Genomic DNA, 15,722 nt, shown 5'->3' with positions numbered 1-15,722 from the left:
CGCCGAATAGAAGGAAATTCGCGTTGCAGCTTAATTCTTTTGACGAACTTCACGAATAGCTTTACAAAGCTGTTCGGTCGCATCTAGCACCCGCGGGCCAGCCCGGTGTAGCCAGTCGCCGTTGATGCTGTAAAGATTTTGTTTTTTTACTGCGACCAGATTCGGGAATTGGGTCCAGTCTTGACGCAGCTTACTTTCATCCTTACCACTACTAAAAATCATATCGGGGTTGGCAAGTAATAGAGCTTCGGTCGTGATAGTGGCGCTGATATCTTTGAGTTCTCCAAACACATTGCGCCCGCCGCATAAGGTGATCATTTTTGAGATGAAATGCTCTTGATTGACTGTCATCAAGGGGCTTTTTATCATTTGATGAAAAACATTGACCGGTTTTTCTTTGTCTTTTAGGCGGTAAGCGTCGCTGAGGTTTTGCAATCTTTGGCGGAACAGTTTTGCCGCATTTTTACCGATGGCTTCCGTGCCTGCCAGTGTAGAAATGCGCTCCAGCGAGCTGGCAATGTCTTCAAAGTTATGTGGCTCACTTTCGAAGACAGTGACTTTGTTGTCACGTAATTTTTTTGCCAGTTGTTTGGCATTCCCTGAACCCCAGATTACGATCAGATCAGGTTTGAGCGCGAGTACACGTTCCAAATCGAGCGCAAAAATATTGCCGACCGAGGCAATTTTCTTGGCTTCTTCCGGATAGTCGCTGTATTCGCTGACACCAACCAATAAATGACCTGCACCTGCAGCAAAAATCATTTCGGTGACATGAGGAGCTAAACTGATGATGCGTTTTGCCGGCTTTTCTAAGCGTACAGTGCGCTGCGCATCGTCGAGTACGCTGACGTCGGCAGTGGCTGTTTGCACTAGGCTGGTGCACAATATCAGAGTTGCTAAAGCGAATTGGATGTAACGTAAACTAGCTTGGGTGGCGAAAGACATAGCGCTCGTTCGAAAAAATTAGACTTCTAAATTGTCGATAAGGCGCGTATTTCCAAGCTTCGCAGCGCTCAGAACCACCAGTGCTTCTTTGTTAGCAATATCTTCCATGCTTGGCACTTGTAGATTGCTGCGTTTGCGAATCGCAACATAATCGGGTTTCCAATCACGTTGTGAGAGTTGATGCATGGCTTGCTGTTCAATTGCCAGCAAGTCGTGGCGACCAGCGCGCACTTCATCTGCAACCTGGTTCAGAATTTTGTAGAGGTTTGGTGCTTCGGCGCGTTCTTCTGTATTCAAGTAGCCATTGCGTGAGGAAAGGGCTAAGCCATCTTCAGCACGCCAGGTTTCGGCAGCGATAATCTCAGTCGGTAAAGCAAATTGTTTTGCCATATTTCGAATGATCATTAATTGCTGGTAGTCTTTTTTTCCAAACACGGCGACGCGTGGCTGTACACAGGAAAACAGCTTCAATACGACGGTGCTGACGCCGGTAAAAAAACCGGGGCGGAATTCACCTTCCAAGATATCGCCCAAGTCGTTTGGTGGCCGAACCCGGTATTCTTGTGGTTCAGGATAGAGATCTTTTTCACTGGGTGCGAAGAGGACATACACGCCTTCTTTCTCCAATTTTTCCACGTCAGCCTGGAAGGTTCTTGGATATTTATCGAAGTCTTCGTTGGGGCCAAACTGTAAGCGATTGACAAAAATTGAGGCGACGACGGGGTCACCATGACGCCGTGCCAGACGCATCAGTGACAAATGCCCTTCATGCAGATTTCCCATTGTAGGAACGAAAGCGGTGCGTAATTGCCCACGTAGTTGATCGCGTAGTTCTTCAATGGAGGAAATAATTTTCATGGGAAAGTGATAGAGAAATAATGGGAGCAGGGTGAGTGCTGCTGTTGTTTGTTTTTATTTGCTTGTTTGATTAATCAGTCAAACTGGCGCATAAGCCAGTCTGACATAAATGGGCGCGTAGGCTTCTGCCTGAGTAATTTCAATCAAAGTTTCTTTAGCTAACTCGAGTAGGGCGACAAAATTAACGACTACAACAGGTGCGCCACGGCTAGGGTCGAAAAGATCCGCAAATTCGACAAACTTGCTCGATTGCAGTCTACGCAAAATGCTGCTCATATGCTCTCGAACGGACAACTCTTCGCGACTAATTTTATGATGAGCGACTAACTTGGCGCGGCTTAAGACATCCGCCCACGCTTGCTGCAAATCAGCTACGTTGACTTCTGGCCAATGCAAAACGGTGTTTTGTTCTATGAATACTTGAGCATGCAAGAAATCGCGACCTAATTGCGGTACCGCATTTAGATCGTAAGCGGCTAATTTCATTTGCTCATATTCGAGCAATCGACGTACCAATGCAGCGCGCGGATCATCGGCTTCTTCGCCTTCTTGAGTTTTATTGCTAGGCACTAGCATGCGTGATTTGATTTCAATCAGCATGGCTGCCATCAGTAGATATTCTGCGGCAAGCTCTAAATTGTGTTTGCGGATCTGATCGACGTATTGCAGGTACTGTAGTGTCACCTGCGCCATCGGTATATCAAGGATATTGAAATTCTGTTTGCGAATCAGATACAGCAAGAGATCCAGCGGGCCTTCAAATGCTTCCAGAAAAATTTCTAGTGCATCAGGTGGTATGTACAGATCATTGGGTAACTTGAATAGAGGCTCACCATATAATTTGGCGAATGCCAGCCCATCCACCACATTAGGCGTGCTATCGGCAGTACCGATGATCGGTAGCTCTGTTGCCGGTAAATTGGGGGTAGACATGCGTCTGTGCTCTCGTCGCCGCTGGTTTTGTCCAAATAATCAGCAGTGATGCTGAACCAGTTGCTTTGCGTTTTGCTTAGTTTTTGTTTTGATAAACATACGGCTGTTGCATGACTTTGGATTCTATCGTGCGGCGTTGGCTGTCTAAATCAATTGGGGCTTTATCCCAAAGCAAAGCACGACCATCGCGTTGGCTTTGTTCTAATTGAGGGTTAGATTCTTTTAAGCCGTTGATAAATTGCGTGGCTTCAGATTGATAGAGCGAAAATTGTTTTGAAAATTTCATTGTTTTTCAATCGAAAGTAAAAATCGGTGACCTTAGTCAAAAAAATAACTGAGTACGTTCAGTTCGTCGTCGGGGTTCGCATTTTACCTTGTTATTGACAGTTTTCTTGTGAATTGCATCGATATACCTGGAAAATGTTGCTGGCCGTGTAGTAATTTGTCGCGCTGTTTAAGCGAAATCAATTCCTCTTGCCTGAATCGCATCTTCAAAATGTTGCATGCGACTTAGTAATAAGGACGGGTCGATTTCTTTGATTAATAATGCATTATGTTCTGCTTTTAAAAACCCAGAAAATACGGCATGTTCTAAGAACTGTAAAAGATGATCGTAGAAACCATTGACGTTTAGTAAGCCTAAGGGCTTATGATGGAAACCCAATTGCAGCCAGGTAAACATCTCGAACAGTTCTTCCATCGTGCCAATTCCACCTGGGAGCGCGATAAAACCATCGGATAGTTGCGCCATCAATGCTTTACGTTCATGCATGTTGGCGACAACATGTAGTTTGTTTAGTTGGCTGTGACCCACTTCACGATCCATTAATGCTTGTGGAATGACGCCAGTGACGTGACCGCCAAGTCGCAACATTTCATCTGCGATAATTTTCATAAGTCCAACATCGCCGCCACCATAAACCAGCTCAAGATCATGTGATACCAGTTGATTGGCGAGTGCGACTGCCGCTCTGTGAAAGGCAGGGGAATTACCGCTGGCAGAACCACAATAAACGCAAATAGATTTCATGAGAGGGGATCATCCTTGGCGTTTGATTTTGAGTAAGTAGTCGTGCGACAGCTTTTCAAAAACCTCTTTGGTGTGTCCGCGCAAATACGGGCTAATTTGTACGATCACCTGATAACAACCGCGTGCCAACGATTCGGACATGGTCTGTAGTTCGGTATATTTGCGTGGATTGCGGACATATTCATAAGACAGCCAATAGGTAGCAACCACCACCATATTAGTCGCCAATGCCTCTATCGTGATGTCGTCCGCTTCAAATTCGCCGTCAGCACGTAAGCCTATGCAAAGCTCGGTTGCGACTTTGATCTTGTGATTGAGAATTTGTTTGAAGGTCAGCTCAAGCTTGCGATTGCGCGACAACAAATCATTCAGATCGCGATAAAAGAAACGGTAGCGCCAAATTAGTTCAAAGGTTAGGTGAAGGTAAGTCCAGATATCTTGAATATTGGCTTTGCGACCTTCAGGAAATGCCAGCTTCTTGTTGATTTCTTCTTCGAACTGGAGAAATAAAGAGTTAACAATATCTTCTTTATTTCGAAAGTGGTAGTACAGATTGCCAGGCGAAATACTCATTTCGTCAGCGATGATAGTCGTAGTGATATTCGGCTCACCAAAGTCATTAAACAACTTGAGTGATAAATCTAAAATACGGTCGCGGGTTCGTCTCGGTGTTTTGGTTTGCATCTTGAATGCCTATTGATCTTGTCGTATCGCAAGCTGCGATGATTTGGCAATAGAATATCATTGAATTATGCAAGAACCCAAATTTAAGCGCGTAAAAAAGCGCTTGGGCGAAATCAAATACGAAATGAGCGTGTTACTTTCAGTTCTAATTGAAACTAAAGTGAGTGGCGCAGACGTCTTAAACAGCTTGACTGCAAATTACTTTTGCTCATTTGGTTTTGGGACTTCCACCAACCGGGTTTTGGCTAATTTGTCGTGTAAAAATTGGCCGTCCTTGACGAACAAAGACGTAGCAGCCCAAGCACAGAAACCAATGGCGACTGGTATTGCGATCTGGCCATTCTTTAAACCTAATTGATATGAGACGATGAATCCAGGTAGAAACCACATCCAGGCGAGACAATAACGCACGGCAGCCTTAACTAAAGGGACACGTTGATCATCGTCATTTACCAATTTAATACGCCAAGTCTGCATCGCCAGAGTTTGTCCACTACGACGCCAAAAGAACACAAAATAAGTCCCAATGACAAAAAAGAGAAATATTTCACGAGCCAAACGCATGGTCAGGGCGCTCTTGCTTTGTGTGCTGACGTCAAAAATAAAGCTGGCAAAAAATATCACGCCAAAAACCAAAGCCGCTTCGTAAATCATCATGCATACGAGGCGGCGTTTCAGTGTTGGCGTGGGGTAGTGAGGTGCTTTGTTGATTTGATTCACGTGCGATTTTCTAATTTTTGATATTGGTAGAGCTTTATTGCTTTAGCTAGCTGGTGGTTCGAGCCGGCCTAAGCTGAAACAATTACTTAACACTAGCCTGCGATGCGGTACTACTCGCAGGATTTGCGGGTGGCGGGCCTTTTTTAAGTGGCGCTAATATAGGGCTGGTCCGTTTTGATTCTGGCTGGATGGTGGTGATCGTTTTTTTTGTTTTTGCTTCATTCGCAAGTTTTGCTTTTTCTTCTTCGCTCAATTGCTGGTATTGCTGCCATTGGGCAGATTTTTGCTCAGGAGATTTCTTAGCAGTATTCGCAAAATTTTCTCTGACTGCCATGCGCTGCTCTGGCGTCATTTTAACCCAAGCTTGTACGCGCTCTTGAACGCGTTGTTGCTCTTCGGGTTTCATATTGGCGTACTTATTGGCAATCCCCAGCCATTTCTTCTTACGCAGATCATCCATTTTGTCCCACTCTTTGGCGAGTGGGGTCAAGGCAGCCTTTTGCTCAGCCGACAAATCAGCCCAGTTTGATTTGCCGGGCGCTGTCGGGATTGCTTGTGGTGGAACTTTAAGATTGCTTTGTGGTGTAGGCGTTATGGTCGCTGTCGGTGCACTTGAAGTGGCAGCCGGCACGCTGGCGGGATTTGCCGCAATCGAATTATTGGCCAAACTGGGGGCTTGTGCCGCCGCTGATGGATTTTGCATCGCAAATGTGGCGCTAGCAAGAGTAGCGCCACTAATTACGAAGTAGGCGGTAATGATGTGATGTGAGAAAGCCAATAAATTATTGATACGCACTCTTATTCCTCATTTTTCGCAGGTGGCGTTTCTTTATTTAAGTAAGCATTGAAGCCATTATCTAAGTACGCATCTGGCGGCAATTCATCGACCAACACCGCGGCATCAATTTCAGCCAAATCGTTGATTTGTTGTTCTTGCTCGTATTCATAAATGCCGTACAGCCCTATCATTAAGGCCAAAAGTGGCAAAGCGAGCCACATTTTTTTCACCCAAGTCTTTTGAGAAAAGGATGTGCCATTGCTGCCAGCAAGCACGCCACCAAATACCAATGCGCGACTAGGCTCGGCTTGCTTTTGACGCGATAAGGCCAATTGACGCGCAGTTGCTAAACGTTCCAAAGTCGCCTCTGGAAGTTTTTCGCTAGATTCAGTCATCGCACGTCGCACTTTATAAGCGAAGTCAATTTCCTCTTTGTCTTTTGCGTAAGTCATAAATGTATCCCTATTGCTTTAAGTGAAGCTGCCAGTGCGTGAGTCGCTCTTGAACAATGCGTTTTCACGCTCCCCTCTGAACAACCCATGGCGGTTGCTGTCTCTGCGACGTCCATGTCTTCCCAGTAACGCATGAGGAAGGCTTCGCGTTGACGTGTAGGAAGTTTTTTTATCTGCTCATCAATGATGTTTAAAACTTGCTCTCTTTCTAATCTTTGTTCAGTTGATTCAGCTGCTTCACTGCCTTCTTCTGATGAATGTACCTCTAATATATCAAAGTTGTCGTCGTCTTGATTATTAGTTGTAATGTTAGAAAATAGACTTATCCTATTATTTCTGACTTTCTCCCTTCGGAAAAAATCTAGTATGGTATTTTGCAAAATACGTTGAAACAGCATAGGCAATTCATTTGCTGGCTTATCACCATATTTTTCTGATAACTTAATCATGGCATCTTGCACAATGTCTAAAGCAGATTCATCATTGCGAACCATATACACTGCATGCTTGTATGCGCGACGTTCTACGCCTTCGAGGAAGTTGGATAATTCTTTTGTGGTTGCCATTCGGAGGATGGTGCCTTGGAAAACGTAAAATTTCTAAAATGTTAGAAAAAGCGAAATGCAAGTGTAAGTCGTTTAACGATCAGCTCGTCAATTGGTTTACATCCACTGCACATTTTCGGTGCGATGCAGTTTGTGCGTACGTACCAAAAGTGCGCACATGCTAGCAAAAAAGCTTGTTGATGTCCTCTTATTTCATGAAATTCTTTAGTTAAGCGCTTGAATTTAAGGATTTCTTTCAATTTTCTTGCGATGACCTCTTAAATATACTTGACCAAATTGTTGCATCGCAGTAGTGTAGAGGCTCGCTCCAAAATCTCGGAGTACCAACACTTGTTTGATCTGGCTCACAATGCCTCTGTCAGCAAGTCACTATCAGTAAATTGTTAGTAGCAGTTTGTTCTAACCCATGCCACAAGCGTGAGAAATTCGTTATTTCTTAGCCTTACCCTGACCGCACGAGTCGCCATTAAGCTTTGCCTGGAATATTATCCAACGGATAGTAGAAGGGGAGAGTGACCGCACAAAAAGGAAAGTCAGCTGACCGCTTTTGAAATTTGAATTTCGTCAGGAAAGAACATCCGATCAATCTCCAATGGACCTTGAAAGGAAACAAAATGAGTTCAGAACGACCGTCCGATCGTCAATCGGAACGCGGTGCTGAGAGAAATTCAGACCGCAACACTGAGTACACAGGCGCAGAAATTCTCGTCAAGTGTCTCGCAGAAGAAGGCGTTGAGCACGTATTCGGTTATCCGGGTGGTGCCGTCCTTTACATTTACGATGCGATTTTCAATCAACGTAAATTTCAACATATCCTAGTACGGCACGAGCAAGCGGCAATCCATGCTGCCGATGCGTATTCTCGTTCGTCCAATAAAGTGGGTGTCGCCTTAGTGACTTCTGGCCCGGGCGTAACGAATGCTGTGACTGGCTTGGCAACAGCCTACATGGATTCCATTCCTATGATTGTCATTTCTGGACAAGTGCCTAGCCACGCGATCGGCGAAGATGCGTTCCAGGAATGTGACACTGTGGGCATTACACGTCCTTGCGTGAAACACAATTTCCTGGTGAAAGATGTGCGTGATTTGGCGGATACCGTGAAGAAAGCTTTCTTCATTGCGACCACAGGTCGTCCAGGTCCGGTATTGATTGATATTCCTAAAGATATCAGTAATCACAAAACCACTTATCACTACCCCAAAGAAATTGAAATGCGTTCTTATCGCCCGGTCGATAAAGGTCACGCTGGACAAATTCGTAAAGCAGTACAACTTTTGTTGCAAGCAGAACGCCCTATGATTTACACCGGTGGTGGAGTGATCTTGGCAAATGCTGCACCGGAATTAAACAAATTAGTCGATCAATTAGGCTTCCCTGTTACTAATACTCTGATGGGGCTTGGTGGCTATCGGGCGACAGACGAAAAATTCGTTGGTATGCCGGGGATGCATGGCACATATGAAGCTAACATGGCGATGCAACACTGCGACGTGTTGATTGCTATCGGCGCACGTTTTGATGATCGAGTGATCGGCAATCCTAAACATTTCGCTTCGCATCCACGCAAGATTATTCACGTTGATATCGACCCTTCGTCAATTTCTAAACGCGTCAAGGTTGATATTCCTATCGTTGGCAACGTCAAAGATGTCTTGGTTGAAATGCTTTCACAACTGGCAGCATCCGATGCGAAACCAAACGCTAAGCCTTTGGCCGACTGGTGGAAACAGATTAATAAGTGGCGCTCGCAAGATTGTCTCGCTTATACCGATTCTTCAGAGATTATTAAGCCGCAATCCATCATACAAAAAGTGTGTGAAATCACCAAAGGCGATGCCTTCGTGACTTCTGATGTTGGTCAACATCAAATGTGGGCAGCACAGTACTACAAATTTAATCAACCACGTCGCTGGATTAACTCCGGTGGTTTGGGCACCATGGGTGTTGGCTTGCCATATGCGATGGGCGTGCAGATGGCGAATCCTGATGCAACAGTAGCTTGTATTACCGGTGAAGCGTCAATTCAGATGTGCATTCAGGAGCTTGCAACCTGTAAGCAATACCATTTGACGCCAAAAATCATTTTGTTGAATAACCGTGCACTTGGCATGGTTCGGCAGTGGCAGCAAATTGATTATGCAGGTCGCTATGCAGAATCCTATATGGACTCATTACCTGACTTTACGAAGTTGGTTGAAGCCTATGGCCATGTAGGTATGAAGATTGAAAACCCAGCAGATGTGGACGGCGCTTTGCAAGAAGCCTTCGCCATGAAAGATAAGTTGGTGTTCATGAATTTCATTACAGATCAAGACGAAAAAGTGTGGCCTATGGTGAAAGCCGGTAAAGGTCTGACTGAAATGTTGCTTGGTTCGGAGGATTTGTAATGAGACATATTATTTCCGTATTGCTCGAAAACGAAGCGGGCGCACTATCACGTGTAGTCGGTTTATTCTCTGCACGTGGTTACAACATTGAAACTTTAACGGTTGCCCCAACCGAAGATGCAACACTGTCACGTATGACGATAGTCACCACAGGTTCAGATGATGTGATCGAACAAATCACTAAACATTTGAATCGCTTAATTGAAGTGGTGAAAGTAGTCGACTTAACCGAAGGTGCACATATTGAACGTGAGCTCATGCTCATCAAGGTGCGTGCCGTTGGAAAAGAGCGTGAAGAGATGAAACGCACAGCGGATATTTTCCGTGGTCGCATCATTGACGTCACTGAAAAAAGCTACACCATAGAATTGACCGGTAATAAAGGGAAGCTCGATGCCTTCATTGACTCCATAGAACGTACCGCGATTCTAGAAACTGTCCGTACCGGTGGTTCTGGTATAGGCCGTGGTGAACGCATACTCAAAGTGTAATCAGATTTAGCAGAAGAAGTAAAACCGCGAAGGCGCAGAGGATACCGAGAATTGAAAGATTCTTCCTCCGTGCTCTCGGTGTCTCTGCGGTCCAGATTAAAGCCAATGTTGGCGACTTAGTTTCAGTTTCGATTTTGAATAATTTAAATTTATAGGATATTAAAATGAAAGTTTTTTACGATAAAGATTGCGATCTCTCTTTGATCAAAGGCAAAAAAGTAGCCATCATCGGTTACGGTTCACAAGGTCATGCGCATGCTTTGAATATGAGTGAATCTGGTTGCCAGATTACAGTCGCTTTGCGCAAAGGTGGCGCATCTTGGGATAAGGCAAAAAATGCTGGATTGAAAGTGGCTGAAGTAAATGACGCGGTTAAAGAAGCTGATGTCATCATGATCTTGTTACCCGATGAAAATATCGCTCAGGTCTACAACGAAAACGTTGCGCCTCATGCGAAACAAGGTGCCGTATTGGCGTTCGCGCACGGCTTTAATGTCCATTATGGTCAAGTGGTACCACGTGCGGATATGGACGTGATCATGATCGCGCCAAAAGCACCAGGTCACACAGTCCGTGCGACTTACACGCAAGGTGGCGGTGTTCCACATCTGGTCGCTGTATATCAAGATAAATCGGGGTCCGCTCGTGATATCGCTTTGTCGTATGCAATGGCAAACGGTGGTGGTCGTGCTGGCATTATCGAAACTAACTTCCGCGAAGAAACCGAAACTGATTTGTTCGGTGAACAAGCGGTATTGTGCGGTGGTGCAGTGGAGTTGATCAAAGCCGGTTTTGAGACTTTGGTTGAAGGCGGTTACGCACCAGAGATGGCTTACTTTGAGTGCTTACACGAATTGAAATTGATCGTAGATTTGATCTACGAGGGCGGTATCGCTAACATGAATTATTCGATCTCCAACAATGCAGAATACGGTGAATATGTGACTGGCCCACGCATCGTGACAGATGCAACCAAGCAAGCAATGCGTCAGTGTTTGAAGGATATTCAAACCGGCGAATATGCAAAGAGCTTCATCTTGGAAAACAAAGCGGGCGCGCCAACTTTGATCTCTCGTCGTCGTTTGAATTCTGAACATCAGATAGAACAAGTCGGTGCAAAATTGCGTGCGATGATGCCATGGATTGCCAAGAACAAGATGGTTGATCAATCGAAAAACTGATCAGTTTGATTGAGTTTAGAGTTAACGTAAAAAGCCGTCGAAATTGACGGCTTTTTCTTTTTAAATTTTGATGTTAGCGATGATTGCGCGACATCATCATTAATCGTTCAAATAAATGCACATCTTGTTCGTTCTTTAAAAGCGCTCCATGCAGCGGTGGAACAATATTTTTGCTTTCTTTTGAAAGTAAAGCCTCAGCAGGAATATCTTCTGCCAATAATAATTTCAACCAGTCGATTAGTTCAGACGTTGATGGTTTCTTTTTCAGACCATTGACTTCGCGCAATTGATAGAACGCTTCTAGAGCATTAGTCAGTAAATCAATTTTTAAATTCGGAAAATGTACATTAACAATCGCCAACATAGTTTCTTTGTCTGGAAATTTAATGTAATGGAAGAAGCAACGACGTAAGAAAGCATCAGGCAATTCTTTTTCATTATTTGAAGTGATAATCACCAAAGGCCTATGTTTGGTGCGTACCATTTCTCGCGTTTCGTAAACATAAAATTCCATGCGATCGAGTTCGCGCAATAGATCATTGGGGAATTCAATATCGGCTTTATCGATTTCATCAATGAGCAAAACAACTGGTTCATCGGCATTGAAGGCCTGCCACAGCACGCCTTTGATAATGTAGTTGTGAATGTCTTTGACGCGTTCATCGCCTAATTGCGAATCACGCAAGCGCGAAACAGCATCATATTCGTATAAGCCTTGTTGTGCCTTGGTGGTGGATTTAATGTGCCACTGGAGTAGCGGCATGTTCAATGCTGCGGCGACTTCTTCTGCCAACATAGTTTTGCCTGTGCCGGGCTCACCTTTGATCAATAAAGGGCGTTGTAAAGTAAGTGCTGCATTGACTGCGAGTTTTAAGTCATCAGTAGCGACATAATTATCTGCACCATCGAAACGTGGGGTATTTTTCATGAAAGTAAATTAGGTCGATTGAATTTGAAAAGAATGTAATTGTCAGTATAAACAAAAAATCTTGTCTTGATAGCCGTGCTTGGCCAATCTGGTAGTAAGCCTCGAATCATGAAAGTTAACGATTTGTGTTTGCATATGACTTATTAAAATCCTTTAATGATTGCAATTTGTGTCTGAAAAGCACATGAAATTTGCGCAGAATTAACGGTTATCGGCTAAAATGCTGACTTCGATCAAATTGCTGTTTTGATTTTCCTGATTATTTTCTCTCAGCTAATATGAAAAAATTATTTGCTCTACTCGCTTTAGCGAGCGTCGCACAGGTCGCTGTGTCGGCTGAAGTTGTTGGTAACGCGAAAGCCGCAGAAAACAAAGTGGCGATGTGTATCGGTTGCCATGCTATTCCAGGTTATAAGGCCACTTTTCCAGAAGTGTATCAAGTGCCTATGATTGGTGGGCAATCTGCTAAGTACATTGAAAGTGCATTGAAAGCCTACCGTAAAGGTGACCGTAAGCACCCGTCCATGCGTGGTATTGCTGGTAGCTTGAGTGATCAGGATATTGCTGATTTGGCTGCTTACTATTCGCAACAAAATGCACAATCAAAATAAGCTGAGGATAATGATGAAAAAAATCGCTTTAGTCGCTTCAGTTGCTTTTGCGCTGACATTCTCCGCTAGTGCATTTGCTGCTGGCAATATCGATGCAGGCAAGGTCGCTGCTACAAAATTTAACTGTGCGTCATGTCACGGTGTAAATTACAACGAGCCGATCGACCCAAGTTACCCAAAATTAGCGGGTCAACATAAAGATTATTTGGTACAAGCTTTGAAATCGTATCAGCGTGGCGCTGTCGGTACTTCTGGTCGTAGCAATGCGATCATGGAAGCTCAGGCAAAAGCCTTGAGCAATGCGGATATTGAAAATATTTCAGCTTACTTGGCTGGCTTAAAAGGTGGTTTGGTTTTAAAGAAATAAATTCAGCTTTAATTGAAAAAAGCCACGCGTGTCGTGGCTTTTTTTATTGATGTGACTCTTATTTGCCTGCTCGTTTCATTAGTGATGAAAGGTATGCTTCGCCATCAGGAGGCGTGCCATTGCGTTGCGAATTCCAGATCATCTCGCCTAAGCAATCCATCATTTCGTGGTGTGCCTCATGAATGGAATTTTTCTTGTGCGCCAATGCTTCGTAAGCGATGCGAACGCCTTGTGGTTGATTAATTGTGACTTGCTCAGCGATCGTTAAGTGCATAGATAAGTGCAAAAAAGGATTGGTTTTGCCTGAGTCTACACTGTAGTTACGTTGCAATGCAGCTTCGACATCGCGAAAATCATCGGCATATTCAGGATGTTGAGAAATCCAGTCAGCGGCAATGGTTTCTAAGGGCGTGAGAATTTCTTTGGCGTGATACTTGCGGAATGTCTCGCAAAAAAAACGGCGTACATCGTCTTGGCTGGGATTGAACATGTTCTGTTTGGTAAAGTTTGTTGCAGGATCGGGATTTCTTTGGTGTGCAGCATTTTACTGGGAATTTGCACTATCCGCAGTTGGCTCGCACATTGTGTATTTTGTAGGGCTTACTCAAAATTGCACCCGCTAGGCGCGGCGCCGAAGGCAGTGCAATTGTACTGCCCGCCTCTGCGAAGGCGGGTGGCGAGGAGATCGCAACGACGCGAACGTCTGTTTTGCGTAAGTCCCATTCTGAATAAAAATTAATTTTCGGTTATGATCGCGGCTTCGTTTATTTAAGGTGGTATCACATGTTAAATCAAGAATCTTTAGACTTATTGTTTGCTTCTGCACGTACGCACAATGTTTGGCAGGATAAACCAGTGAGTGATGAACAAATTCAGGCGATTTACCATGCCATGAAGTGGGCGCCAACCTCTGCGAATTCATGCCCAGCACGTTTTGTCTTTGTAAAGTCGGAAGCGCAAAAGGAGAAACTGGTTGAGTGTATGTCGCCAGGGAACGCTGCAAAAACTAGTCAAGCACCGATGACGGTGATTATAGGTATGGACTTGGCCTTCTATGAAAAATTGATTAAGTTATTTCCACATGCACCGGATGCTCGCTCTTGGTTTGAGGGTAATCAAGCGAATATCGAGGCGACAGCTTTTAGAAATTCGAGCCTGCAAGGTGCTTACATGATGATGGCGGCGCGTGCCTTAGGTTTGGATTGTGGTCCTATGTCAGGATTTGATGCAGATAAAATCAATGCTGCTTTTTTTGCTGGCACGCCAGTGAAAGTCAATTTTGTGTGCAGTATTGGTTATGGTGACCCAGAGAAGCTATTCCCACGTTCACCACGTTTGGATTTTGATGAGGCCTGCCAAATTGTATAATTGGCCCCAACTTTGCTTGTCGTAGTCGAAAAAACGCTCTTACACATTATCTGGTAAGGGCGTTTTTTGTTTGAATTCGCACAAATCTGCAATCATGCAATTCCAGCATTTGGGTGCGCGGGCAATGCAGGTGTATCGACCATGCAGAATTAACCAATGATGCGCATCGTGCTTGAAATCATTCGGTACAAACTTGAGTAATTTTTCTTCGACAATATCAACGTTTTTTCCTAGCGCAATGCCGGTACGATTTGAAACGCGGAAAATATGGGTGTCGACTGCGATAGTTGGTTCACCAAAGGCGGTATTGAGGACGACATTCGCCGTTTTTCTGCCGACGCCAGGAAGTGCCTCTAATGCTTCACGCGTGCGTGGTACTTCTCCCTGATGTTGTTCTAGCAAAATGCGGCAAGTCTCGATAGTATTCTTTGCTTTGGTGCGAAATAAGCCTATCGTTTGTATGTAGGGAATTAAGCCATCGACACCTAGGTCGAAAATCTTTTGCGGCGTATTCGCAATAGGGTAGAGTCGTTTAGTGGCCTTGTTGACGGAGACATCGGTCGCTTGGGCTGATAACAAGACCGCGATCAATAATTCAAACGGCGTAGTGTATTCAAGCTCTGTAGTTGGATGAGGATTTTGCGCTCGCAAGCGAGTAAAGATCTCTAGGCGTTTGTGGGCGTTCATAGCAATTCAATAGTTTTCGTAATTTACTTGGTTTGCGCATCTTTTTTGCTGGTGGCACGCAGAATGGCATCGGCAATGATTTTTTTCTTGCGTGCTTTTTCGTCTAACTCTGCCTGAGTTTCTGCCGCTTCTAGTGATACCAGCTTTAGTTTTTCATGCGCTTTTGCTAACAAGCGTTCGTCGTTTTCTTGTTTTTCTCGAACTAGACGTTGTTCTCTTTGTTGGTAGCGTTGCTTAGCGCTATTAGCTTGTTCTTGCGACCATGCTTGCCATCCGGTTGATGTGCTTGAGGTTGGAACCATTATGATGCAATCGACAGGGCAGGGTGCTACGCATAAATCGCAGCCTGTGCATAAATCAGGAAGCACGGTATGCATTTGTTTATTCGCACCCATGATGGCATCGACTGGACAGGCTTGTATGCAAAGCGTGCAACCTATGCATCTGGCTTCTTCAATAAAGGCAATGGCGCGAGGCTTTTCTAGGCCGTTGCTTGGATTTAGAGGAATGCTTGTTTTGCCTAGCAACTTGGCGAGTCGGTTGATGCCTTCTTGTCCACCTGGTGGGCATTGATTATAGTTGGCTTCTCCAGTAGCGATTGCTTGGGCATAGGCCTGACAGGCGGGGTATCCACATTTTGTACACTGTGTTTGCGGCAATAAATTATTAATTTGATCAGCGAGAATGGGGGCCACGGCTTTGTGTTCTTCGAGCGAGAAAGGCTGCATTATCC

Annotated in this window: 20 protein-coding genes; 6 read left to right on the top strand and 14 right to left on the bottom strand. The window is 44.7% G+C overall.

Going from position 1 to position 15,722, the window contains the following annotated elements; translation table 11 throughout:
- Positions 1–30: 30 nt before the first annotated feature.
- The 10 genes from AC1RR2_RS17905 to AC1RR2_RS17860 form a co-directional block, all read right to left on the bottom strand.
- A complete protein-coding gene (locus AC1RR2_RS17905; RefSeq protein WP_493223637.1) occupies positions 31–945 on the bottom strand; it encodes a cobalamin-binding protein in 915 nt (304 codons plus the stop codon).
- A gap of 18 nt (positions 946–963) precedes the next feature.
- Entirely contained in the window at positions 964–1,803 is an 840-nt protein-coding gene (gene panC, locus AC1RR2_RS17900; RefSeq protein WP_493223636.1) for a pantoate--beta-alanine ligase, read from the bottom strand.
- Between the two features lie 78 nt (positions 1,804–1,881).
- Positions 1,882–2,736, bottom strand: a complete 855-nt coding sequence (locus AC1RR2_RS17895; protein WP_493223635.1) for a segregation and condensation protein A — start codon at positions 2,734–2,736, stop codon at positions 1,882–1,884.
- A gap of 76 nt (positions 2,737–2,812) precedes the next feature.
- On the bottom strand, positions 2,813–3,022 hold the full coding sequence (locus AC1RR2_RS17890) for a DUF3460 family protein (RefSeq protein WP_314863263.1): 210 nt from the start codon (positions 3,020–3,022) through the stop codon (positions 2,813–2,815).
- A 168-nt stretch (positions 3,023–3,190) separates the two neighbouring features.
- Complete coding sequence (locus AC1RR2_RS17885; protein WP_493223634.1) at positions 3,191–3,766, bottom strand: LOG family protein; 576 nt, start codon at positions 3,764–3,766, stop codon at positions 3,191–3,193.
- A 9-nt stretch (positions 3,767–3,775) separates the two neighbouring features.
- A complete protein-coding gene (locus AC1RR2_RS17880) occupies positions 3,776–4,450 on the bottom strand; it encodes a TetR/AcrR family transcriptional regulator (RefSeq protein WP_493223633.1) in 675 nt (224 codons plus the stop codon).
- A 198-nt stretch (positions 4,451–4,648) separates the two neighbouring features.
- The gene (locus tag AC1RR2_RS17875) at positions 4,649–5,170 is read right to left on the bottom strand and encodes an RDD family protein (RefSeq protein WP_493223632.1); all 522 of its coding nucleotides are present in this window, start codon (positions 5,168–5,170) and stop codon (positions 4,649–4,651) included.
- Positions 5,171–5,252: 82 nt separating this feature from the next.
- Positions 5,253–5,966, bottom strand: a complete 714-nt coding sequence (locus tag AC1RR2_RS17870; protein WP_493223631.1) for a DUF3106 domain-containing protein — start codon at positions 5,964–5,966, stop codon at positions 5,253–5,255.
- 2 nt (positions 5,967–5,968) lie between these two features.
- Positions 5,969–6,400 carry a DUF3619 family protein gene (locus AC1RR2_RS17865; protein ID WP_493223630.1) on the bottom strand — a complete coding sequence of 144 codons (432 nt, stop codon included), beginning with the start codon at positions 6,398–6,400 and terminating at the stop codon, positions 5,969–5,971.
- On the bottom strand, positions 6,397–6,966 hold the full coding sequence (locus AC1RR2_RS17860) for an RNA polymerase sigma factor (RefSeq protein WP_493223629.1): 570 nt from the start codon (positions 6,964–6,966) through the stop codon (positions 6,397–6,399). Before AC1RR2_RS17860 ends, AC1RR2_RS17865 begins: the two co-directional genes overlap by 4 nt.
- A 614-nt stretch (positions 6,967–7,580) precedes the next feature.
- Here AC1RR2_RS17860 and AC1RR2_RS17855 point away from each other — a divergent pair.
- From AC1RR2_RS17855 to ilvC, 3 genes are all read left to right on the top strand, one after another.
- Positions 7,581–9,356 (top strand): acetolactate synthase 3 catalytic subunit, encoded by a 1,776-nt coding sequence (locus AC1RR2_RS17855; protein ID WP_493223628.1) that lies wholly within the window; start codon positions 7,581–7,583, stop codon positions 9,354–9,356.
- Complete coding sequence (gene ilvN, locus AC1RR2_RS17850) at positions 9,356–9,847, top strand: acetolactate synthase small subunit (protein WP_186889435.1); 492 nt, start codon at positions 9,356–9,358, stop codon at positions 9,845–9,847. Before AC1RR2_RS17855 ends, ilvN begins: the two co-directional genes overlap by 1 nt.
- A gap of 164 nt (positions 9,848–10,011) precedes the next feature.
- On the top strand, positions 10,012–11,028 hold the full coding sequence (ilvC, locus tag AC1RR2_RS17845) for a ketol-acid reductoisomerase (RefSeq protein ID WP_493223627.1): 1,017 nt from the start codon (positions 10,012–10,014) through the stop codon (positions 11,026–11,028).
- Between the two features lie 73 nt (positions 11,029–11,101).
- Here ilvC and AC1RR2_RS17840 read toward each other — a convergent pair whose 3' ends face one another.
- Entirely contained in the window at positions 11,102–11,956 is an 855-nt protein-coding gene (locus tag AC1RR2_RS17840; RefSeq protein ID WP_493223626.1) for an AAA family ATPase, read from the bottom strand.
- Between the two features lie 278 nt (positions 11,957–12,234).
- Between AC1RR2_RS17840 and AC1RR2_RS17835 the strand changes: the two genes are divergently transcribed.
- Both AC1RR2_RS17835 and AC1RR2_RS17830 read left to right on the top strand, forming a co-directional pair.
- On the top strand, positions 12,235–12,567 hold the full coding sequence (locus tag AC1RR2_RS17835) for a c-type cytochrome (protein WP_493223625.1): 333 nt from the start codon (positions 12,235–12,237) through the stop codon (positions 12,565–12,567).
- A 13-nt stretch (positions 12,568–12,580) separates the two neighbouring features.
- The gene (locus AC1RR2_RS17830) at positions 12,581–12,934 is read left to right on the top strand and encodes a c-type cytochrome (RefSeq protein WP_493223624.1); all 354 of its coding nucleotides are present in this window, start codon (positions 12,581–12,583) and stop codon (positions 12,932–12,934) included.
- Between the two features lie 58 nt (positions 12,935–12,992).
- Here the strand turns inward: AC1RR2_RS17830 and AC1RR2_RS17825 are convergent, their stop codons facing one another.
- Complete coding sequence (locus AC1RR2_RS17825; protein ID WP_186889440.1) at positions 12,993–13,424, bottom strand: DUF1841 family protein; 432 nt, start codon at positions 13,422–13,424, stop codon at positions 12,993–12,995.
- A gap of 293 nt (positions 13,425–13,717) precedes the next feature.
- Between AC1RR2_RS17825 and AC1RR2_RS17820 the strand changes: the two genes are divergently transcribed.
- The gene (locus AC1RR2_RS17820; protein WP_493223623.1) at positions 13,718–14,302 is read left to right on the top strand and encodes a malonic semialdehyde reductase; all 585 of its coding nucleotides are present in this window, start codon (positions 13,718–13,720) and stop codon (positions 14,300–14,302) included.
- Positions 14,303–14,341: 39 nt separating this feature from the next.
- Here the strand turns inward: AC1RR2_RS17820 and nth are convergent, their stop codons facing one another.
- Both nth and rsxB read right to left on the bottom strand, forming a co-directional pair.
- Positions 14,342–14,989: an endonuclease III gene (gene nth, locus AC1RR2_RS17815; RefSeq protein WP_493223622.1), complete on the bottom strand. Its 648-nt coding sequence runs from the start codon at positions 14,987–14,989 to the stop codon at positions 14,342–14,344.
- Positions 14,990–15,012: 23 nt separating this feature from the next.
- A complete protein-coding gene (gene rsxB / locus AC1RR2_RS17810; RefSeq protein WP_493223621.1) occupies positions 15,013–15,684 on the bottom strand; it encodes an electron transport complex subunit RsxB in 672 nt (223 codons plus the stop codon).
- Positions 15,685–15,722 lie beyond the last annotated feature (38 nt).

This window comes from Undibacterium sp. GW821-FHT11H02, from assembly GCF_058808015.1.
The sequence above is the reverse complement of the archived record's forward strand: the minus strand, read 5'-3'. Positions and strand labels throughout refer to the sequence as shown.